Here is a 14,674-nt window from a genome sequence, read left to right as displayed (position 1 = left end):
TCCTCCGGCGGTGTTCGCGTGAAACGGTGAACACCGGGCGACGAGCCGGCGACGGCCTCAGGGGAGGCGGGCGGCGAGCGCCTTCTTGCTGATCTTGCCGACCGGGGTCCGGGGGAACGCGGCGGCCGTCTCCAGCCGGTCGGGGTGCTTGTAGGCGGCGACGCCCCGCACGCGGAGGAAGTCCTTCACCTCGCGCAGGCCGGGGGTCTTCTCGCCCTTTCTGATGATCAGGAAGGCGCAGGTGCGCTCGCCCATGACCGCGTCGGGGACACCGACCACGGCCGCGTCGTGGACCGCCGGGTGGGCCAGGAGGTGGTTCTCCAGCTCCTCGGCGGAGATCTTGTCACCGCCCCGGTTGATCTGGTCCTTCTCGCGGCCCTCGACGATGAGGTGGCCTGAGGGCAGTCGCCTGACCAGGTCGCCCGTGCGGTAGAAGCCGTCGGGGGTGAAGGAGCGGGCGTTGTGCTCGGGGGCCCGGTAGTAGCCGCGCAGGGTGTACGGGCCCCGGGTGAGGAGTTCGCCCACGTCGCCCGGAGCCACCTGCTTGCCGTCCTCGTCCACGACACGGATCTCGTCGGCCGGGGACAGGGGGCGGCCCTGGGTGCGTTCGACCAGGTCGCGCGGGTCGTCCAGGCGGGTGTAGTTCAGGAGGCCCTCGGCCATGCCGAAGACCTGCTGGACCTGGCAGCCCAGGGCGTCCGGGATCTCGGCGGCGCGTTCGGCGGCGAGTTTCGCACCGCCGACCTGGAGGAGCCCGAGGGAGGAGATGTCCTCGTCCGACCAGGTCACCGCGTCCAGCCAGAGGAGGGCGATCGGGGGGACGACCGCGCAGACGGTGGCGCGCTCGCGTTCGATGAGGGGGAACGCCTCGTCCGGGGAACCGGAGGGCGCGAGGACGACCGTGCCGCCGGTGGCGAAGACGCCGAGGATCCCGGGGCAGGCCAGGGCGAAGTTGTGCGCGGCCGGGAGGACGACCAGGTAGACGGTGTCGCGGTCGAAGCCGCACAGTCCGGCGCTGGCCTCCAGGTTGTAGACGTAGTCGCGCTGCGTCCGGGGTATCAGTTTCGGGAGGCCGGTGGTCCCGCCGGACAGGAGGAAGACGCCCACGTCGGAGGGATCGGGGCGGGGGGCCGCCACCGGATCGGCCTCGACGGAGGCCAACGGGGTGAACTCCTCGGCCTCGCCTTCGACGATCACGTGCTCTACGGGGAGTGTCCGGGCCAGCTCGCGGTAGTCGAAGTCGCCGTCGCGGTCGGCGCAGATGTAGGCCCGGGCCTCGGAGAGCTCGCAGAGGTAGCGGATCTCGCTCTCCCGGTGCGCGGGCAGCGCCAGCACGGGCGCGGCGCCGATGCGGACGAGGGCGAGGAACGCGACGACGAAGCCCGTGGTGTTCGGGAGCTGGACGACCGCGCGGTCGCCGCGGCGGAGGCCGAGGGCGAGCAGGCCGGCGGCGGTGCGGGAGGCGCGGGCGTCCAGGTCGGCGTAGGTGAGGCGGTCGCCGCCCGCGACGAGGGCGAGGTCGGACGGGTCGCCGCGCAGGACGCCGCCGAGGAGGCGGTCGGTCCAGTAGCCCTCGGCCTGGTAGCGGGCTTCGAGGTCGGCGGGCCAGGGGGTGAGGCCGTCCACGGTCACCGCCCCGCGAGCTGGGCGGGGGCGCCGGGCACCGGCTCGGACGGGTCGGAGCCGAGGGCGACGACGCGGTTCGCGGCGTCGACGTGGACGACGCGGGGCTCGTGCCGGGAGGGGTCCTCCACGCCCGCGTAGGTGATGATGATCACCAGGTCGCCGGGCTGGACGAGGCGGGCCGCCGCGCCGTTGACGCCGATGACGCCGCTGCCCGCCTCGCCGGTGATGGCGTAGGTGACGAGCCGGGCGCCGTTGTCGATGTCGACGAGGTGGACCTGCTCGCCCTCCACGATGTCGGCCGCGGCCATCAGGTCGGCGTCGATCGTCAGCGAGCCCACGTAGTGCAGGTCCGCCTGGGTGACGGTCGCCCGGTGGATCTTCCCGTTCATCAGCGTCCGCTGCACGGCTCCCCTTTTCTCACGATCAACTAAGGCTAGGCTAACCTTAGCTACTCGATCGGCAGAGGAGAACCCCGAGGATGCTCCGGCGACTGGTCATCGACGTCGGGCCGCTGCGCGACAGCAGGCCGTTCCGCAACGTGTTCATCGCCCGCACCGTCTCGGTCTTCGGGATCGGCATGCTGGCCGTGGCCCTCCCGGTGCAGGTGTACGGCCTCACCCGCTCCACCGTGCACGTGGGCGGGGTCTCGGCCGCCGAGGGGTTCGCGCTCCTCGCCGGGTTCCTGTGGGGCGGCGTGCTGGCCGACCGGCACGACCGGCGCCGCCTGATGCTGCGGGCGCGCGCGGCGGCCGGGATCGGGTTCGTCCTGCTGGCGCTCAACGCGTTCCTGCCCTCCCCCTCGCTGGCCGCCCTGTACGCGCTGGCGGCATGGGACGGGCTGATGACCGGCGTCAGCATCACCGCGCTGCTGGCCGCGACGCCCGCGCTGGTCGCACCCGACAAGCTCGTCGCCGCGGGGGCGCTCAACGCGCTGACCGTCCGGCTCGGGTCGATGGCCTCCCCCGCGCTCGGCGGGCTCGTGGTGTCGGCGTTCGGCGTCGGCTGGAACTACGCGGCCGCGGCCGCGGGGACGCTCGGCACGCTCGCGCTGCTGACCGGGTTGCCGCAGCTCAGGCCCGCCGCCACGGAGGAGACGGACGCCGGTCCGCTGAAGGCCGTCTGGGACGGGTTCCGCTTCGTCGCCTCGCACCGGGTCGTCGGTTCGCTGATGCTCCTCGGCCTGCTGTTCATGGTCGCGGGCGGCATCCCCGTCCTGATGCCGGCGTTCGCGAACCGGAGCCTGGACGGAGGCGCCACCACGGTCGGGCTGCTGTTCGCGGCGCCCGCCTGCGGCGCGGTGCTGGCCTCCCTGACCAGCGGCTGGGCCGGGCAGGCCCGGGCGCCGGGCCTGGCGCTGCTCGCCGCGTCCGTCTCCGGGTTCGCGGCGCTCGCGTGCCTCGGTCTCGCCCGCCATCCCGCGCTCGCCGTCGCGATCCTGTTCGTGTACGGGTTCGTCCAGTCGATCGAGGAGATCCTGCGGTACGGGCTCATCCAGTCCCACACGCCCGACTCGCACCTCGGACGGGTGAACGCGCTGTGGTCGGCGCAGGAGACGGGCGGCGGCGCCATCGGCTCGCTCGGCGCCGGCGCGCTCGGCCGGTACCTCGCCCCGGGCGCCGCGATCGTCCTGTACGGGACGGTCAGCGCCGTCCTCGCCCTGGCGCTGGCCCTCACCCTCACCGGGCTCCGGACCGCGACGCTGCGGCCGGAGCCCGAGCCCGGCTGACCCGCCTCACCCGAGGCGCGCCGTCAGCTCCTCTTCCGTCAGGGCCTCGACCTCCAGCCGGATGGCGGCGACGGCCTCCAGGCGTCCCGGCGTCTCCTCCAGCTCGGTGAGGCGGCGGCAGATCCGCGCGACCGTCCGTTCGGCGAACAGGACGCGGACGGGCAGCGCCGCCGTGTCGAGCGCCTCGCGCAGCCGCGCGATCACCGTGGTGGCGAGAACGGAGTCGCCGCCGAGGGCGAAGAAGTCGGCGTCCGCGCCGACGCGCTCCCTCCCCAGCACCTCGGCGACGATCCGGGCCAGCACCTTCTCCAGGGACGTTCCGGGCTCGGCGTCGTCGGCGGCCGCCTCGCCGGCCTCGGCGGCGGCGAGGGCCGTGAGCGCCCTGCGGTCGACCTTGCCGTTCGCGGTGAGCGGCAGCTCGTCCACGCGCACGAGCAGCTCCGGGACCATGTGCGGCGGCAGCAGGTCGCGGACGCGGGCGAGCACGGCGTCCCGGTCGGTCCCCGCGGGCGCCGCCACGGCGGCGGCGAGCCGGCCGTCGGCGAGGAGCGCGACCGCGCGCTCCACCGCGGGATGGTCGCGCAGCGCGGCCTCGACCTCGCCGAGCTCGATGCGGAAACCGCGCACCTTGACCTGGTGGTCGCGGCGGCCCAGGAACTCGATCGTCCCGCCCGGGCGGTAGCGGGCCAGGTCGCCGGTCCGGTACCAGCGCGTGCCATCCCGGACGACGAACCGGTCGGCGGTCCGGGAGGGGTCGCCGACGTAGCCGTCCGCGACGCCGGCACCGCCGATCCACAGCTCTCCCGTCGCCCAGTCGGGGCGGTCGCGGCCCCGCTCGTCCACCACCCGGCACGCGACCCCGCGCAGCGGCACCCCGTACGGGACGGCGTGCCAGTCGGCCGGGACGTCGCCCGCGACCTCCTGCACCGTCGAGTGGATCGCCGTCTCGGTCGTGCCGCCGAGCGCCGCGAAGCGGCAGCCCGGGGCGCGCTCGCGGAGCAGGCCGGGCAGGTGCGTCCCCACCCAGTCGCCGCCGAGCAGGACGAGCCGCAGGCTCTCGGCCCGGCCCGCGCGCAGAAGCATCTCCAGGACGGACGGGACGCAGTTCAGCACGGTCACCGACCAGCGCCGCACCAGCTCGCTCCACCGTGCGGCGTCGCGCCGCTCGTCCTCGTCCGGGACGACGGCCGCGCCGCCCGCGTGCCAGGCGGCGAACAGGTCGAACACCGACAGGTCGAAGTCGAGCGCCGACACGGCGAACGTGACGTCGTCCTCCCCGATCGCGAACCGCTCGACGAGGTCGCCGATGGTGTTCATCGCCGCCCCGTGCGAGACCTCCACGCCCTTCGGCTCGCCCGTCGAACCGGACGTGAACAGCACGTAGGCGGCCTGGTCGGGACGCACCGGGACCGGTCCGGGCAGCGGGTCGGCCTCGGCGACGCCGTCCGGGGTGAGCGAGGCGGCGACGCCGGCGATCGCGCGGATCCTCGCGCGCCGCGCCTCCGGCTGCTCGGGGCCGATCGGGACGTAGGCGGCGCCGGCCGCCAGCACCCCGAGCGCGGCGGCGGCCTGGCCGGGGCCCTTCGGAAGTTCGATCGAGACCCGGTCGCCGGGGCGGACGCCTCCGGCCGCCAGCGCCGACGCGATCCGCAGGGCGCGGCCGGCGAGCTCGCCGTAGGTCATCGTCCCGTCGCCGCCCCAGTGCAGGGCCGGGGCCCCGGGGCGGCGCGCGGCGTGCGCGAAGAAGCCCTCGGTCAGCGTGCGCGGCGGCGGCGCGGGCGTGGCGTTCAGCCCGTGCCTGACGCGGAGCTGGGCGGGTGTGGCGGCGATGGCGAGGGGCGCGTCCCAGTCGGCGCCGGGCGCGCCGAGACGGGCGATCGCGGCGGTGTAGGCGCCGAACATCGCCTCCGCGACGCCGTCCGGGAAGGCGGGCAGGCGCACGTCCCAGTTCAGCAGCAGGCCGCCGGACACCTCGGTCACCTGGGCGTCCAGCAGCACCTGCGGACCCTGCGAGATGATCCATCCGGGCTCGCCGAACAACTCGCGGACGCGGTCGCCGAACAGCTCGCCGAGGTTGAGGGCGCTGGTGTAGACGATCGGGGCGAGCACCTGCTCCCCGCGCAGCCGCGACAGGTCCCGCAGCACCTCGAGCCCCGAGTAGTCGCTGTGCGCGCCGGCCGTGTGCAGGTTCGCCTGGAGCGCGCGGGCGCGCTCGGCGAACGGGAGGTCCTCGGTGAGGTCGGCCTCCAGCATGAGGGACCCGGTGAAGTCGCCGACGACCTTGTCGACGTCGGGGTGGACGGGCTCGCGGTGGAACAGCGGCAGGTTGAGCAGGAACCGCGGCGTCGCCGACCAGGCTCCGACCACCTCGGCGAACACCGCCGCGAGCGCCATGGCAGGGGTGACGCCCTCGGCGTGGGCGCGGGCGATGAGCCGGTCCTTGCCGTCCGGCGGCAGCCAGTGGTGCCTGCGCTCGACGCGGTTCCCCGGCCGCGGGACGACCGGCAGCTCGGGCGGTCCTGGGAGGTCGGCGAGCCGCTCGGCCCACCAGCGGCGGTCCTCGGCGCGGGCCCCCGCGCGGGGGTCGTCGGCGAGGTAGCGGGCGTAGCCGTAGCGGATCGGCGCGAGGGTCTCGCCCTCGTACAGCGCGGCGAGGTCGGCCAGCATGACGCGGTAGCTCATCGCGTCGGCGGCGACCATGTCGACGTCGAGGTGGAGGCGCGCGGCTCCGTCCGGGAGGAGGCTGAGCCGGGCGTCGAAGACGCGGCCGTCTGCGATGGGGAGCCGCTGCCGCGACATCTCGTCCCGGAGGCGCTCCAGCTCGGCGTCCGGGTCGTCCGACGAGCGCAGGTCGTGGACGGTGACGAGCGGACCGGGACGCTCGGGCAGGATCCGCTGCGTCCCGTCGTCGCGGACGGCCGCGCGCAGCATCGGATGCCGCCGCACCAGCGCGCCCACGGCCGACTCGAAGCGGGACGGGTCGATCGCGCGCCCGTCCAGTTCGACGTACAGGTGGGCGGCGACGAAGCCGAGCTCCTGGCCGGAGTCGCGGCCGATCCAGTACGCGTGCTGCATCAGCCCGAGCGCGAAGGGCCCGTCCGGTTCGGCGGTGGCCTCGCCGTTCTCCAGGCCCGTCTCCGCGCCCGTCTCCGGGGCGGGCCCGGCCGAAGCCTCCACCTGGCCCTTCTCGGCGAGCAGCTCCCACCACCCGGCGAGCGTCGGACGTTCGGCCAGCTCGGCGAAGCGGATCTCGATTCCCCTGCGCCGGAGCCGGCCGGTGAGCTGCATGAGCCGGATCGAGTCCATGCCCAGCTCGATGAGGTTGTCGTCCGCCTCCGCGCGCTCGCCCAGCACCTCGGTCAGCGCGGCGTGGAGCTCATCCCAGGTCAGCACGGAACTCCTCTCAACTTAGGTAAGGCTAACCTAATTGCGATGATCCGCTCCGTCAACGCCGCCCGGAGACCGACAGCAGCCACGCCAGGTACACCCCGCCGAGGACTCCGGTGACGACGCCGACCGGCACCGCGACCGGCAGGTGCAGGGCGACGAGGTCCGCGCTCGCCAGCAGGGCCGCGCCGGTCAGCGCGGCGGGCAGCAGCTGCGCGCCGGGGCGCCTGGTCAGCCGCCGCGCGAGCTGCGGCGCGGCGAGCGCCACGAACGGGACGGGCCCGGCCGCCGCGGTCGCCGCCGCGACGAGGCCCACCCCGGCGACCGTCAGCAGCGCCCGCGTGCGCTGGACGGGAACGCCGAGCGCCCGCGCGGCGTCGTCGCCGAGCTCGCCCATGCCGAGGGGCCGGGCCAGCAGCAGCGCCGCGGGGACGAGCACGGCCAGCGCGAGCGCCAGCGGGACGGCCTGGTCCCAGTCCCGCCCGTTCAGGCTGCCGGTCAGCCAGAACGCGGCCTCGTAGGCCTCGCGCAGTTCGGCGCGGGTGATGAGATAGGAGTTGAGCGCCTCCAGCATCGCCGCCGCGGCGACGCCGATCAGCACCAGCCGGACGCCGTGCACACCGCCGCCCCGGCGGTAGGCGACCAGGTAGACCGCGAGGGCGGTCAGCACCGCGCCCGCGACCGAGCTGGCGGTGATCGCGACCGCGCCGCCGCCGAACACCAGGATCTGCAGCAGCGCGCCGGTCGCCGAGCCGGTGGTGAAGCCGATGAGGTCGGGGCTGCCGAGCGGGTTGCGGGAGACGCTCTGGAAGACGGCCCCGGAAAGACCGAGCGCCAGGCCGGCGAGCAGTCCGGTGACGGCGCGGGGCAGGCGCAGGGTCGTGACGATGAACTCGGTGGCCTGGTCGCCCCTGCCGAGCAGGACGCGCACCACGTCCGGCGGCGCGATGGGGAACTCCCCCGAGCCGACCACGAGGACGGCGGAGCACACCGCGACCACCGCCAGCGCCCCGCACACCGCCGCCGCGCGCGGCTCCCATCGCAGCGACATCCCGGCCGCACGGACGACTCTCATAGGTCGCGCGTCCTCCCCCTCCGGACCATCACCGCGAACAGCGGCGCACCGAGGAACGCGGTGACGATGCCGGTCTCCAGCTCTCCGGGCGCGACGACGCGGCCGAGGATGTCCGCGCCGAGCAGCAGGACGGGCGCGAGCAGCAGCGAGTAGGGCAGGACGAGCCTCTGGTCCGGGCCGACCGCCGTCCGGACGATGAAGGGGACGGCCAGCCCGAGGAACGTGATGGGCCCGGCCGCCGCCGTCGCGGCCCCGCACAGCAGCACCACCGCGAGCGCCCCGAGCGCCCGCGTCCGGCCGGGGCGGGAGCCGAGGGCGCGGCCCGCGTCGTCGCCGAGGCCGAGGGCGTTCAGCGGGCGGGCGAGCGCCAGCGCGAGCAGCGTCCCGGCGACGACGAACGGCAGCACGCGCAGGAAGACCTGCACGTCCCGGCCGCCGAGCGAGCCGACCTGCCAGAACCGGAAGCCGCCGAAGGTGCGCGGGGTGAACAGCATCACGCCGGCCGTCATAGCGCTGAAGACGGCGTTGACGGCCGCGCCCGCGAGCACCAGCCGCGCCGGGGAGGCGCCGCCGCGCCCCCGGGCGCCGATCAGGTAGACCAGGGCCGCCGCGCCCGCCGCTCCGAGGAAGGCCGCCCACACGTAGACGAGCAGGTCGTCCACACGGAACGCGCCGATGACCAGGACGACCGCGAGGGCCGCGCCGCCGTTCACGCCCAGCAGGCCCGGCTCGGCGAGCGGGTTGCGGGTGAGCGCCTGCATCACGGCGCCCGCCAGTCCGAGCGCCGTGCCGACGGCGAGGCCGAGGAGCGTGCGGGGCAGCCGCAGCTCGTGGACGATCAGCTGCGCCCGGGAGCCGTCGTCCGGGGAGAGGACGCCGGGAAGCACGTCCCCGAAAGGGACATCTCCGGCGCCGATCGCGAGGCTCGCCCCGACCGTCAGCAGGAGCACCGCCGCGAGCAGGGCGAGCCACCACGGATGCGCGCCGCGCGGCAGCCCCCGCCGTTCCGGGGATCTCGGCGGGCGTTCTCGCGCGAGGGGAAGCACCAGGTAAGGCTAGCCTAAGCTAACTCACCCGCTCAACGGCCTCGCCCACCTCTCTTCCGCCCAGCGACAATACAAGCGTATGCTATACATCCATATTGGAAATTGGACGCTTGTATTGGAGCCTTGCATGGCGAGGACCGGCCGGGCCGCGGGCCCGGCATCCGAGGACCTGACGGCGCGGGCCAAGATCCGGGACGCGGCGCTGCTGCAGTTCGCCGAGCACGGCACGAAGGGCGCGACGTTCCGCGGGATCGCCGAGGCCGCCGGGGTCTCGGTGGGGCTCGTCCAGCACCACTTCGGCTCGAAGGAGGAACTGCGCGAGGCCTGCGACGCCTACGCGCTCGACACGGTCCGCCGGCTCAGCTCGACGGCCGCCGGAGAGGCGATGGGCGACCCCGGTTTCCTGGCCGCGGCCGTCCAGGCCGACCTGCCCGTCCGGCGCTACCTGGCCCGCGCGCTCGTCGACGGCTCGGCGGCGGCGGCCCGCATGTTCGACGACCTGGTCGCCGTGACCGAGCGGTACATGGCGGACCCGCCGCCCGGAACCCTCCCGCCCACCACCCGCGACGCCCGGGCCTACGCCGCCGCGACCGTCGCGATGACAACGGGGATCGAGGTGCTGCACCAGCACCTCAGCCGCGTCCTCGGCGTCGACACCTTCACCCCCGAGGGGTCGCTGCGGCTGCGCCGCGCGGTCCTGGAGATCTTCGACGACCGGCTGCTCGACCGGGAGACCGTCGCGCGCGCCCACGCGGCGATGGACCGGTACGAGACCGGTCTCAAGGGAGACGACGATGAATGACGTGGTCCGGGCCGAGGGCCTGGTCAAGACGTTCGGCCCGACGCGCGCGCTCGACGGCCTCGACCTGCGCGTGGCGCCCGGCGAGGTGCACGGGTTCCTCGGCCCCAACGGCGCCGGGAAGTCCACCGCCATCCGCATCCTGCTCGGGCTGATGCGCGCCGACTCCGGCGCCGCGCGCCTGCTCGGCGGCGACCCGTGGCGCGACGCCACCGCCCTGCACCGCCGCATCGCCTACGTCCCCGGCGACGTCACGCTGTGGCCGAACCTGTCCGGCGGCGAGGTCATCGACCTGCTCGGACGGCTGCGCGGCGGGCTCGACGGGAACCGGCGCGACGAACTGCTCGGCCGCTTCGAGCTCGACCCGAAGAAGAAGGGCCGCGCCTACTCCAAGGGCAACCGGCAGAAGGTCGCCCTCGTCGCGGCGTTCGCGTCCGACGCGGAACTGCTCATCCTGGACGAGCCCACCTCCGGCCTCGACCCGCTCATGGAGGAGGTGTTCCAGGAGTGCGTCCGGGAGGAGCGGCGCGGCGGGCGCACCGTCCTGCTGTCGAGCCACATCCTCAGTGAGGTCGAGGTGCTCTGCGACCGCGTCACGATCATCCGCAAGGGCCGGACGGTCGAGACCGGCACGCTCGACGAACTGCGGCACCTGACCCGCACGTCCATCCACGCCGAACTCGCCGCCGCCCCGGACGGCGTCCCGCTGCCCGGGGCGCACGACGTCCGTATCGACGGCACCACCATCACGTTCGAGGTGGAGACCCCCGAGCTGGACTCCGCGCTCAAGGAGCTCACGAGGATCGGGGTGCGGACCCTGACCAGCAGGCCTCCCACGCTCGAAGAGCTGTTCCTGCGCCACTACGAGGACGACCTCGCCGGGGAGACCGCGTCATGACCGCCACGACCCTGCGCGCCCCGGCGCGCGCCGCCGGACGCGGCGTCGGCCTCGCGGGCACCGGCACGCTGATGAGGATCTGGCTGCGCCGCGACCGCGTCATGATGCCGGCGTGGATCTACGGGCTGACCGCGCTCGTCTCCAGCACCGTCTACAGCTTCGAGCACGAGTACGACACGCCCTCGGCGCTCGCGGGCTTCGCGCGCGGCATCAACGGCAACCCGTCCACGCGGGCGCTCTACGGACCCGTCCTGAACGACGGCAGCGTCGCGGGGCTCAGCGCGTGGCGCATCGGCGCGACCGGCGCCGCGCTCACCTCGGTGATGTGCGTCCTGCTGGTCGTCCGGCACACCCGCGCCGAGGAGGAGGCCGGCCGGCTGGAGCTGGTCGGCGCCGCCGCCGTCGGGCGCCGCGCGCCGCTCACCGCGGCGCTGCTGACCGCCGCGACCGCCGCCGGGACCCTCGCGGCCGCGGCCGCGCTCGTCATGATCCTCTTCGGGATGCCGGCGGCCGGTTCGGTCGCGTTCGGGCTGTCCTGGTTCGGCGCCGGGCTGGTGTTCTCCGGCGTCGCGGCGCTCACCGCCCAGCTCGCCGAGACCTCGCGGCTGGCCAACGGCCTGGCGTTCGCCGTCCTCGGCGCGTCCTACCTCCTGCGCGGCGTCGCCGACGCCGGCTCGGCGCACTGGCTGTCGTGGCTGTCGCCGATCGGCTGGGCGCAGCGCGTCCGGCCGTGCGCGGACGAGCAGTGGGCCGTCCTGCTGCTCCCCCTCCTCGCGTCCGCCGTGCTGGTCGCCGCCGCCCACCTGCTGACCGGGCGCCGCGACCTCGGCGCCGGGATCATCGCCCCCTCCCTCGGCCCCGCACACGCCCCGCCGTCCCTGCGCGGCCCCTTCACCCTGTGGTGGCGGCTGCAGCGCGGGACGACGCTCGGCTGGTCCGCCGGGTTCCTGGTGTACGGGCTGGCGATCGGCGGCGTCGCGGACGGCGTCGGGGATCTCGTCAACGGCAGCGACGCCGTGCTGAACGACATCCGCAAGATGGGCGGCCAGCAGGACATCGCGGACGCGTTCCTCGCCACCGCCATGGGCCTCATGGCGCTGTTCACCGCGGCCTACGCGGTGCAGAGCGTCCTGCGGCTGCGCGCCGAGGAGAGCGGCGGGCGCCTGGAGCCCGTCCTCGCGACCGCCGTCGGCCGCACGCGCTGGGCCGTCGCCGCCCTGGCGAACACCGTCGCGGGGACGGTGGTCATGCTCACCGCCACCGGCCTGGCCGTCGGCCTGGTCCACGGAGCACGCTCGGACGACCTGGCCGGTCAGCTGCCTCGCCAGCTCGGCGCGGCACTGGCCCAGCTCCCGTCGGTCTGGGTCGTCGCCGCCACCACGGTGCTCCTGTTCGGCGCGCTCCCCCGCGCGGCGTCCGCCGGGTGGGGCGTCCTCGCCGTCTTCCTGCTCCTCGGCCAGGTGGGACCGCTGCTGGGCCTCCCGCAGGCGGTGATGGACCTGTCCCCCTTCACCCACACCCCGAAGCTGCCCGGCGGTGACGCCGACCCGCTCCCCCTCCTCGTGCTCACCGCGGCGGCGGCCGCGCTCGCCGCGGCCGGGCTGGCCGCCTTCCGCCGCCGCGACACCCCCTGATCCGCGCCCTGCCAGGGGTTCCCGGGCGGGCGCCTGCGGGCCCGCCCGGGAACCCGCATGACCTCCCCTTTCACGGGTACTCCGCAACCTTGCGACTACGGGAGGTGATCGTCATGTCCATCGGAGCCGGCCAGACGCCGGAGGGAACCCCCATCGATCCGCTGCGGGTCCGCAGCGACGTCCGCGGCCCCTGCCTGCTGGTGGAGGCGGAGGGGGAGCTCACGATCCTCACCGCCGACGCGCTGCGCGAGCACGTCCTGGCCGACATGCGGGCGATGAGCCGGCCACCGCTGATCGTCCTGGACGTCGGGGAGGTGAGCTTCTGCGACTCCTCGGGGCTGAACGCGATGATCACTCTCTGGAAGGCCGCCCATGCGGCCGGGGGCGAGTTCGTCCTCGCCCGTCCGGAGCGCCGGTTCCGCACGATCATCGAACGCAGCGGCCTGGACCGCCACCTCATCGCCCACCCGACCACCGAGCAGGCCCTCGACGCGCTCTCCGCACGCTGAACCCGCCGGCCGAGCCAAGGCCCCCACTCCCGCTCCCGCTCCTCGCAGCCTGCCCACCGGCGGCTCTCCGCCAGCAGCCGCCGCCCCCTCCTGACCGCGCGGCCCACGACCGCGGAGTCAGGCGCCCTCTCCGGACGGCAGGACGATGCGCACCGAGGTGCCCTCACCGGGCGGGCTGTCGACGGTGACCCGGCCCCGCAGCGCGCGGACGCGGTCGGTGAGGCCCGCCAGGCCGCCGCCCGGGTCCGGGGCGGCGCCGCCGACGCCGTCGTCGCGGACCTCGGCGGCGATCCCGTCGGGCCCCGGGCTGACGCTCAGGTGGATCGCGTCCGCCCGGGCGTGCTTGACGGCGTTGGTGAGCGCCTCGCAGAGCGCGAAGTAGAGCGTCGACTCGATCTCGGGCGGGAACCGGCCCGCGGGCATGTCGAGATGGACGGGCACGGGCGTGCGGGTGGCGACCAGCCGCATCGCCGGGGCCAGCCCGGCGTCGGCGAGGATCGCCGGGTGCATGCCGCGGGCCAGCGCCTCCAGCTCGGCGACCGCCTCGGCCAGCTCGCGGCGGCAGGTCCGGGCCTGCTCGCGGGCCCGCGGGTCCGCCGCCGCGGCCTCCAGCCGGGCGAGCATCTCCTCCAGCGCGTGGAGCCGCCGCTGCGCGCTGTACTTCAGGTCGGCGGCGAGCCGCTCGCGCTCGGCCGCCTGGATCCGCACCAGCCGCTCGCGCGCCTCGCGGGCCCGTTCCAGGTTGGCCTGCGCGGCGGCCTGGAGCCGCACGGTCTCCAGCGCGCGGCCGCCCGCGACCAGCGCCGCCTCGACGAGCGGCTCGTGGCCCCGGAGCGCGGCGGCGAGGTCGACGGTGGCGAGGGGCTCGCCGCCGGACGCGCGGACCTGGTGCCGCCAGCGGTCCGCCGCGCCTCCGGGCGCGTCGCGCACGCGGCGGCCGTCCACGTCGACGTAGCCGCCGTCCGCCCACATCCACAGGTCCAGCGCGGTGTCGCCCAGGACGGTGCGGAGCGCGTCGCGGACGCGCGCCACCGAGACCGGGGCGACCAGCAGGCGCTGCATCCGCTCGGCGACGGTCAGCTCGGCCAGCCGGGCGCGCAGCGCGGTGCCGAGGAACGCCAGCGGCAGCACCGTCGCGAAGACGCCCTGGAAGAGGTAGACGTCCAGCACGTCCGCGAGGTCCGCGTCGCTGCCGATGAGCGTGCTCTGGACCGCCAGGGCGCCGGAGACGCCGAACGCCACGGCGACGGCCACGGGGACGATGAGCGCACGGTCCAGCCGCCCCGTGCGCGGCAGCCGGGCCACCAGGATCACCACCAGGGCGCCGGCCAGCACCGTCATCGCGCCGGCCAGGCCCCGCTGGACGCCGTGGAACACCTCGTGCTCGGCGCGCAGCACCGGCCACGCCGCCGACGCCGCGAAGCCGTTCCAGGCCGGACGGGAGACGGCGCACAGCAGCGCCTGCCCGCCGACCATGATCACAACGGCGGCGGCGGTCCACAGCCTCGCGGCGGCGCCCTCCAGCCGCCCGGCCGGGTACAGCAGCACGCCGACGCCGACGGCGAGGAAGAACACCGACTGGGCGAACACCGACACCAGCGGTGCCGCGCCGGTGTTCCAGGCCGCCGCCCAGGTGACGGCCCACGCCGCGGCGGCGGCGACGAACGCCGCGCCGGTGCGCCGGGCGGTCCGCCCCGCCGCGAACAGCCCGCCCGCGACGGCGAATCCGCCGCAGCAGACGAGGGTGACGGCGGCGGCGGCGGGCTGGTCGCGCCAGTGCGGCCAGCCGAAGGCCAGCGCCGCGGCCGCGACCGCCGCGCCCGCGGCCAGGGCGCGGCGGACCCGCGCGCCGAGCCACGGCGGCCACCGGGGAACGGGCCTCACCGCGATCCTTCCGTGTCGTCCCGGGAAACCACCGTCCGGGCCGGGGGTTTTCCCGGATGCGCGCGCAGGGCGGCGCAGGGAGCATGGGAC

11 protein-coding genes are annotated in these 14,674 nt (G+C 75.4%); 5 read left to right on the top strand and 6 right to left on the bottom strand.

Features of this window, described 5'->3' with window-relative positions:
* Positions 1 to 57 precede the first annotated feature (57 nt).
* Both BKA00_RS07265 and panD read right to left on the bottom strand, forming a co-directional pair.
* On the bottom strand, positions 58 to 1,626 hold the full coding sequence (locus tag BKA00_RS07265) for a (2,3-dihydroxybenzoyl)adenylate synthase (RefSeq protein WP_185033820.1): 1,569 nt from the start codon (positions 1,624 to 1,626) through the stop codon (positions 58 to 60).
* Positions 1,627 to 1,628: 2 nt separating this feature from the next.
* A complete protein-coding gene (gene panD / locus BKA00_RS07260) occupies positions 1,629 to 2,030 on the bottom strand; it encodes an aspartate 1-decarboxylase (protein WP_185024188.1) in 402 nt (133 codons plus the stop codon).
* 74 nt (positions 2,031 to 2,104) lie between these two features.
* On the opposite strand from panD, the gene entS reads away from it, so the two are divergent.
* Positions 2,105 to 3,352 (top strand): enterobactin transporter EntS, encoded by a 1,248-nt coding sequence (gene entS / locus BKA00_RS07255; RefSeq protein WP_185024187.1) that lies wholly within the window; start codon positions 2,105 to 2,107, stop codon positions 3,350 to 3,352.
* 6 nt (positions 3,353 to 3,358) lie between these two features.
* Here the strand turns inward: entS and BKA00_RS07250 are convergent, their stop codons facing one another.
* Genes BKA00_RS07250 through BKA00_RS07240 form a run of 3 tightly spaced genes read right to left on the bottom strand, consistent with a single transcriptional unit; the run spans position 3,359 to position 8,860 of the window.
* Positions 3,359 to 6,745 carry a non-ribosomal peptide synthetase gene (locus BKA00_RS07250; RefSeq protein WP_185024186.1) on the bottom strand — a complete coding sequence of 1,129 codons (3,387 nt, stop codon included), beginning with the start codon at positions 6,743 to 6,745 and terminating at the stop codon, positions 3,359 to 3,361.
* Positions 6,746 to 6,797: 52 nt separating this feature from the next.
* Positions 6,798 to 7,814 carry a FecCD family ABC transporter permease gene (locus tag BKA00_RS07245; RefSeq protein WP_185024185.1) on the bottom strand — a complete coding sequence of 339 codons (1,017 nt, stop codon included), beginning with the start codon at positions 7,812 to 7,814 and terminating at the stop codon, positions 6,798 to 6,800.
* On the bottom strand, positions 7,811 to 8,860 hold the full coding sequence (locus BKA00_RS07240) for a FecCD family ABC transporter permease (RefSeq protein ID WP_185024184.1): 1,050 nt from the start codon (positions 8,858 to 8,860) through the stop codon (positions 7,811 to 7,813). The genes BKA00_RS07245 and BKA00_RS07240 overlap by 4 nt, the downstream gene beginning before the upstream one ends.
* Positions 8,861 to 8,987: 127 nt before the next feature.
* On the opposite strand from BKA00_RS07240, the gene BKA00_RS07235 reads away from it, so the two are divergent.
* The 4 genes from BKA00_RS07235 (at position 8,988) to BKA00_RS07220 (ending at position 12,700) form a co-directional block, all read left to right on the top strand.
* Entirely contained in the window at positions 8,988 to 9,662 is a 675-nt protein-coding gene (locus tag BKA00_RS07235) for a TetR/AcrR family transcriptional regulator (RefSeq protein WP_185024183.1), read from the top strand.
* Positions 9,655 to 10,557 (top strand): ABC transporter ATP-binding protein, encoded by a 903-nt coding sequence (locus BKA00_RS07230; protein ID WP_185024182.1) that lies wholly within the window; start codon positions 9,655 to 9,657, stop codon positions 10,555 to 10,557. Before BKA00_RS07235 ends, BKA00_RS07230 begins: the two co-directional genes overlap by 8 nt.
* Positions 10,554 to 12,191: an ABC transporter permease gene (locus tag BKA00_RS07225; protein WP_185024181.1), complete on the top strand. Its 1,638-nt coding sequence runs from the start codon at positions 10,554 to 10,556 to the stop codon at positions 12,189 to 12,191. The genes BKA00_RS07230 and BKA00_RS07225 overlap by 4 nt, the downstream gene beginning before the upstream one ends.
* 113 nt (positions 12,192 to 12,304) lie before the next feature.
* Positions 12,305 to 12,700: an STAS domain-containing protein gene (locus BKA00_RS07220; RefSeq protein ID WP_185024180.1), complete on the top strand. Its 396-nt coding sequence runs from the start codon at positions 12,305 to 12,307 to the stop codon at positions 12,698 to 12,700.
* Positions 12,701 to 12,817: 117 nt separating this feature from the next.
* Here the strand turns inward: BKA00_RS07220 and BKA00_RS07215 are convergent, their stop codons facing one another.
* The gene (locus tag BKA00_RS07215; protein ID WP_185024179.1) at positions 12,818 to 14,584 is read right to left on the bottom strand and encodes a sensor histidine kinase; all 1,767 of its coding nucleotides are present in this window, start codon (positions 14,582 to 14,584) and stop codon (positions 12,818 to 12,820) included.
* Between the last annotated feature and the right edge of the window lie 90 nt (positions 14,585 to 14,674).

This window comes from Actinomadura coerulea, assembly GCF_014208105.1.
In the GTDB taxonomy this organism is placed as follows: domain Bacteria; phylum Actinomycetota; class Actinomycetes; order Streptosporangiales; family Streptosporangiaceae; genus Spirillospora; species Spirillospora coerulea.
The sequence above is the reverse complement of the archived record's forward strand: the minus strand, read 5'-3'. Positions and strand labels throughout refer to the sequence as shown.

What these genes read in the sequence shown, in the direction of transcription:
- entS (WP_185024187.1), top strand. Translation starts at nt 2,105, where the DNA reads ATGCTCCGGCGACTGGTCATCGACGTCGGGCCGCTGCGCGACAGCAGG.
- BKA00_RS07245 (WP_185024185.1), bottom strand. Translation starts at nt 7,814, where the DNA reads ATGAGAGTCGTCCGTGCGGCCGGGATGTCGCTGCGATGGGAGCCGCGC.
- BKA00_RS07235 (WP_185024183.1), top strand. Translation starts at nt 8,988, where the DNA reads ATGGCGAGGACCGGCCGGGCCGCGGGCCCGGCATCCGAGGACCTGACG.
- BKA00_RS07230 (WP_185024182.1), top strand. Translation starts at nt 9,655, where the DNA reads ATGAATGACGTGGTCCGGGCCGAGGGCCTGGTCAAGACGTTCGGCCCG.
- BKA00_RS07225 (WP_185024181.1), top strand. Translation starts at nt 10,554, where the DNA reads ATGACCGCCACGACCCTGCGCGCCCCGGCGCGCGCCGCCGGACGCGGC.
- BKA00_RS07220 (WP_185024180.1), top strand. Translation starts at nt 12,305, where the DNA reads ATGTCCATCGGAGCCGGCCAGACGCCGGAGGGAACCCCCATCGATCCG.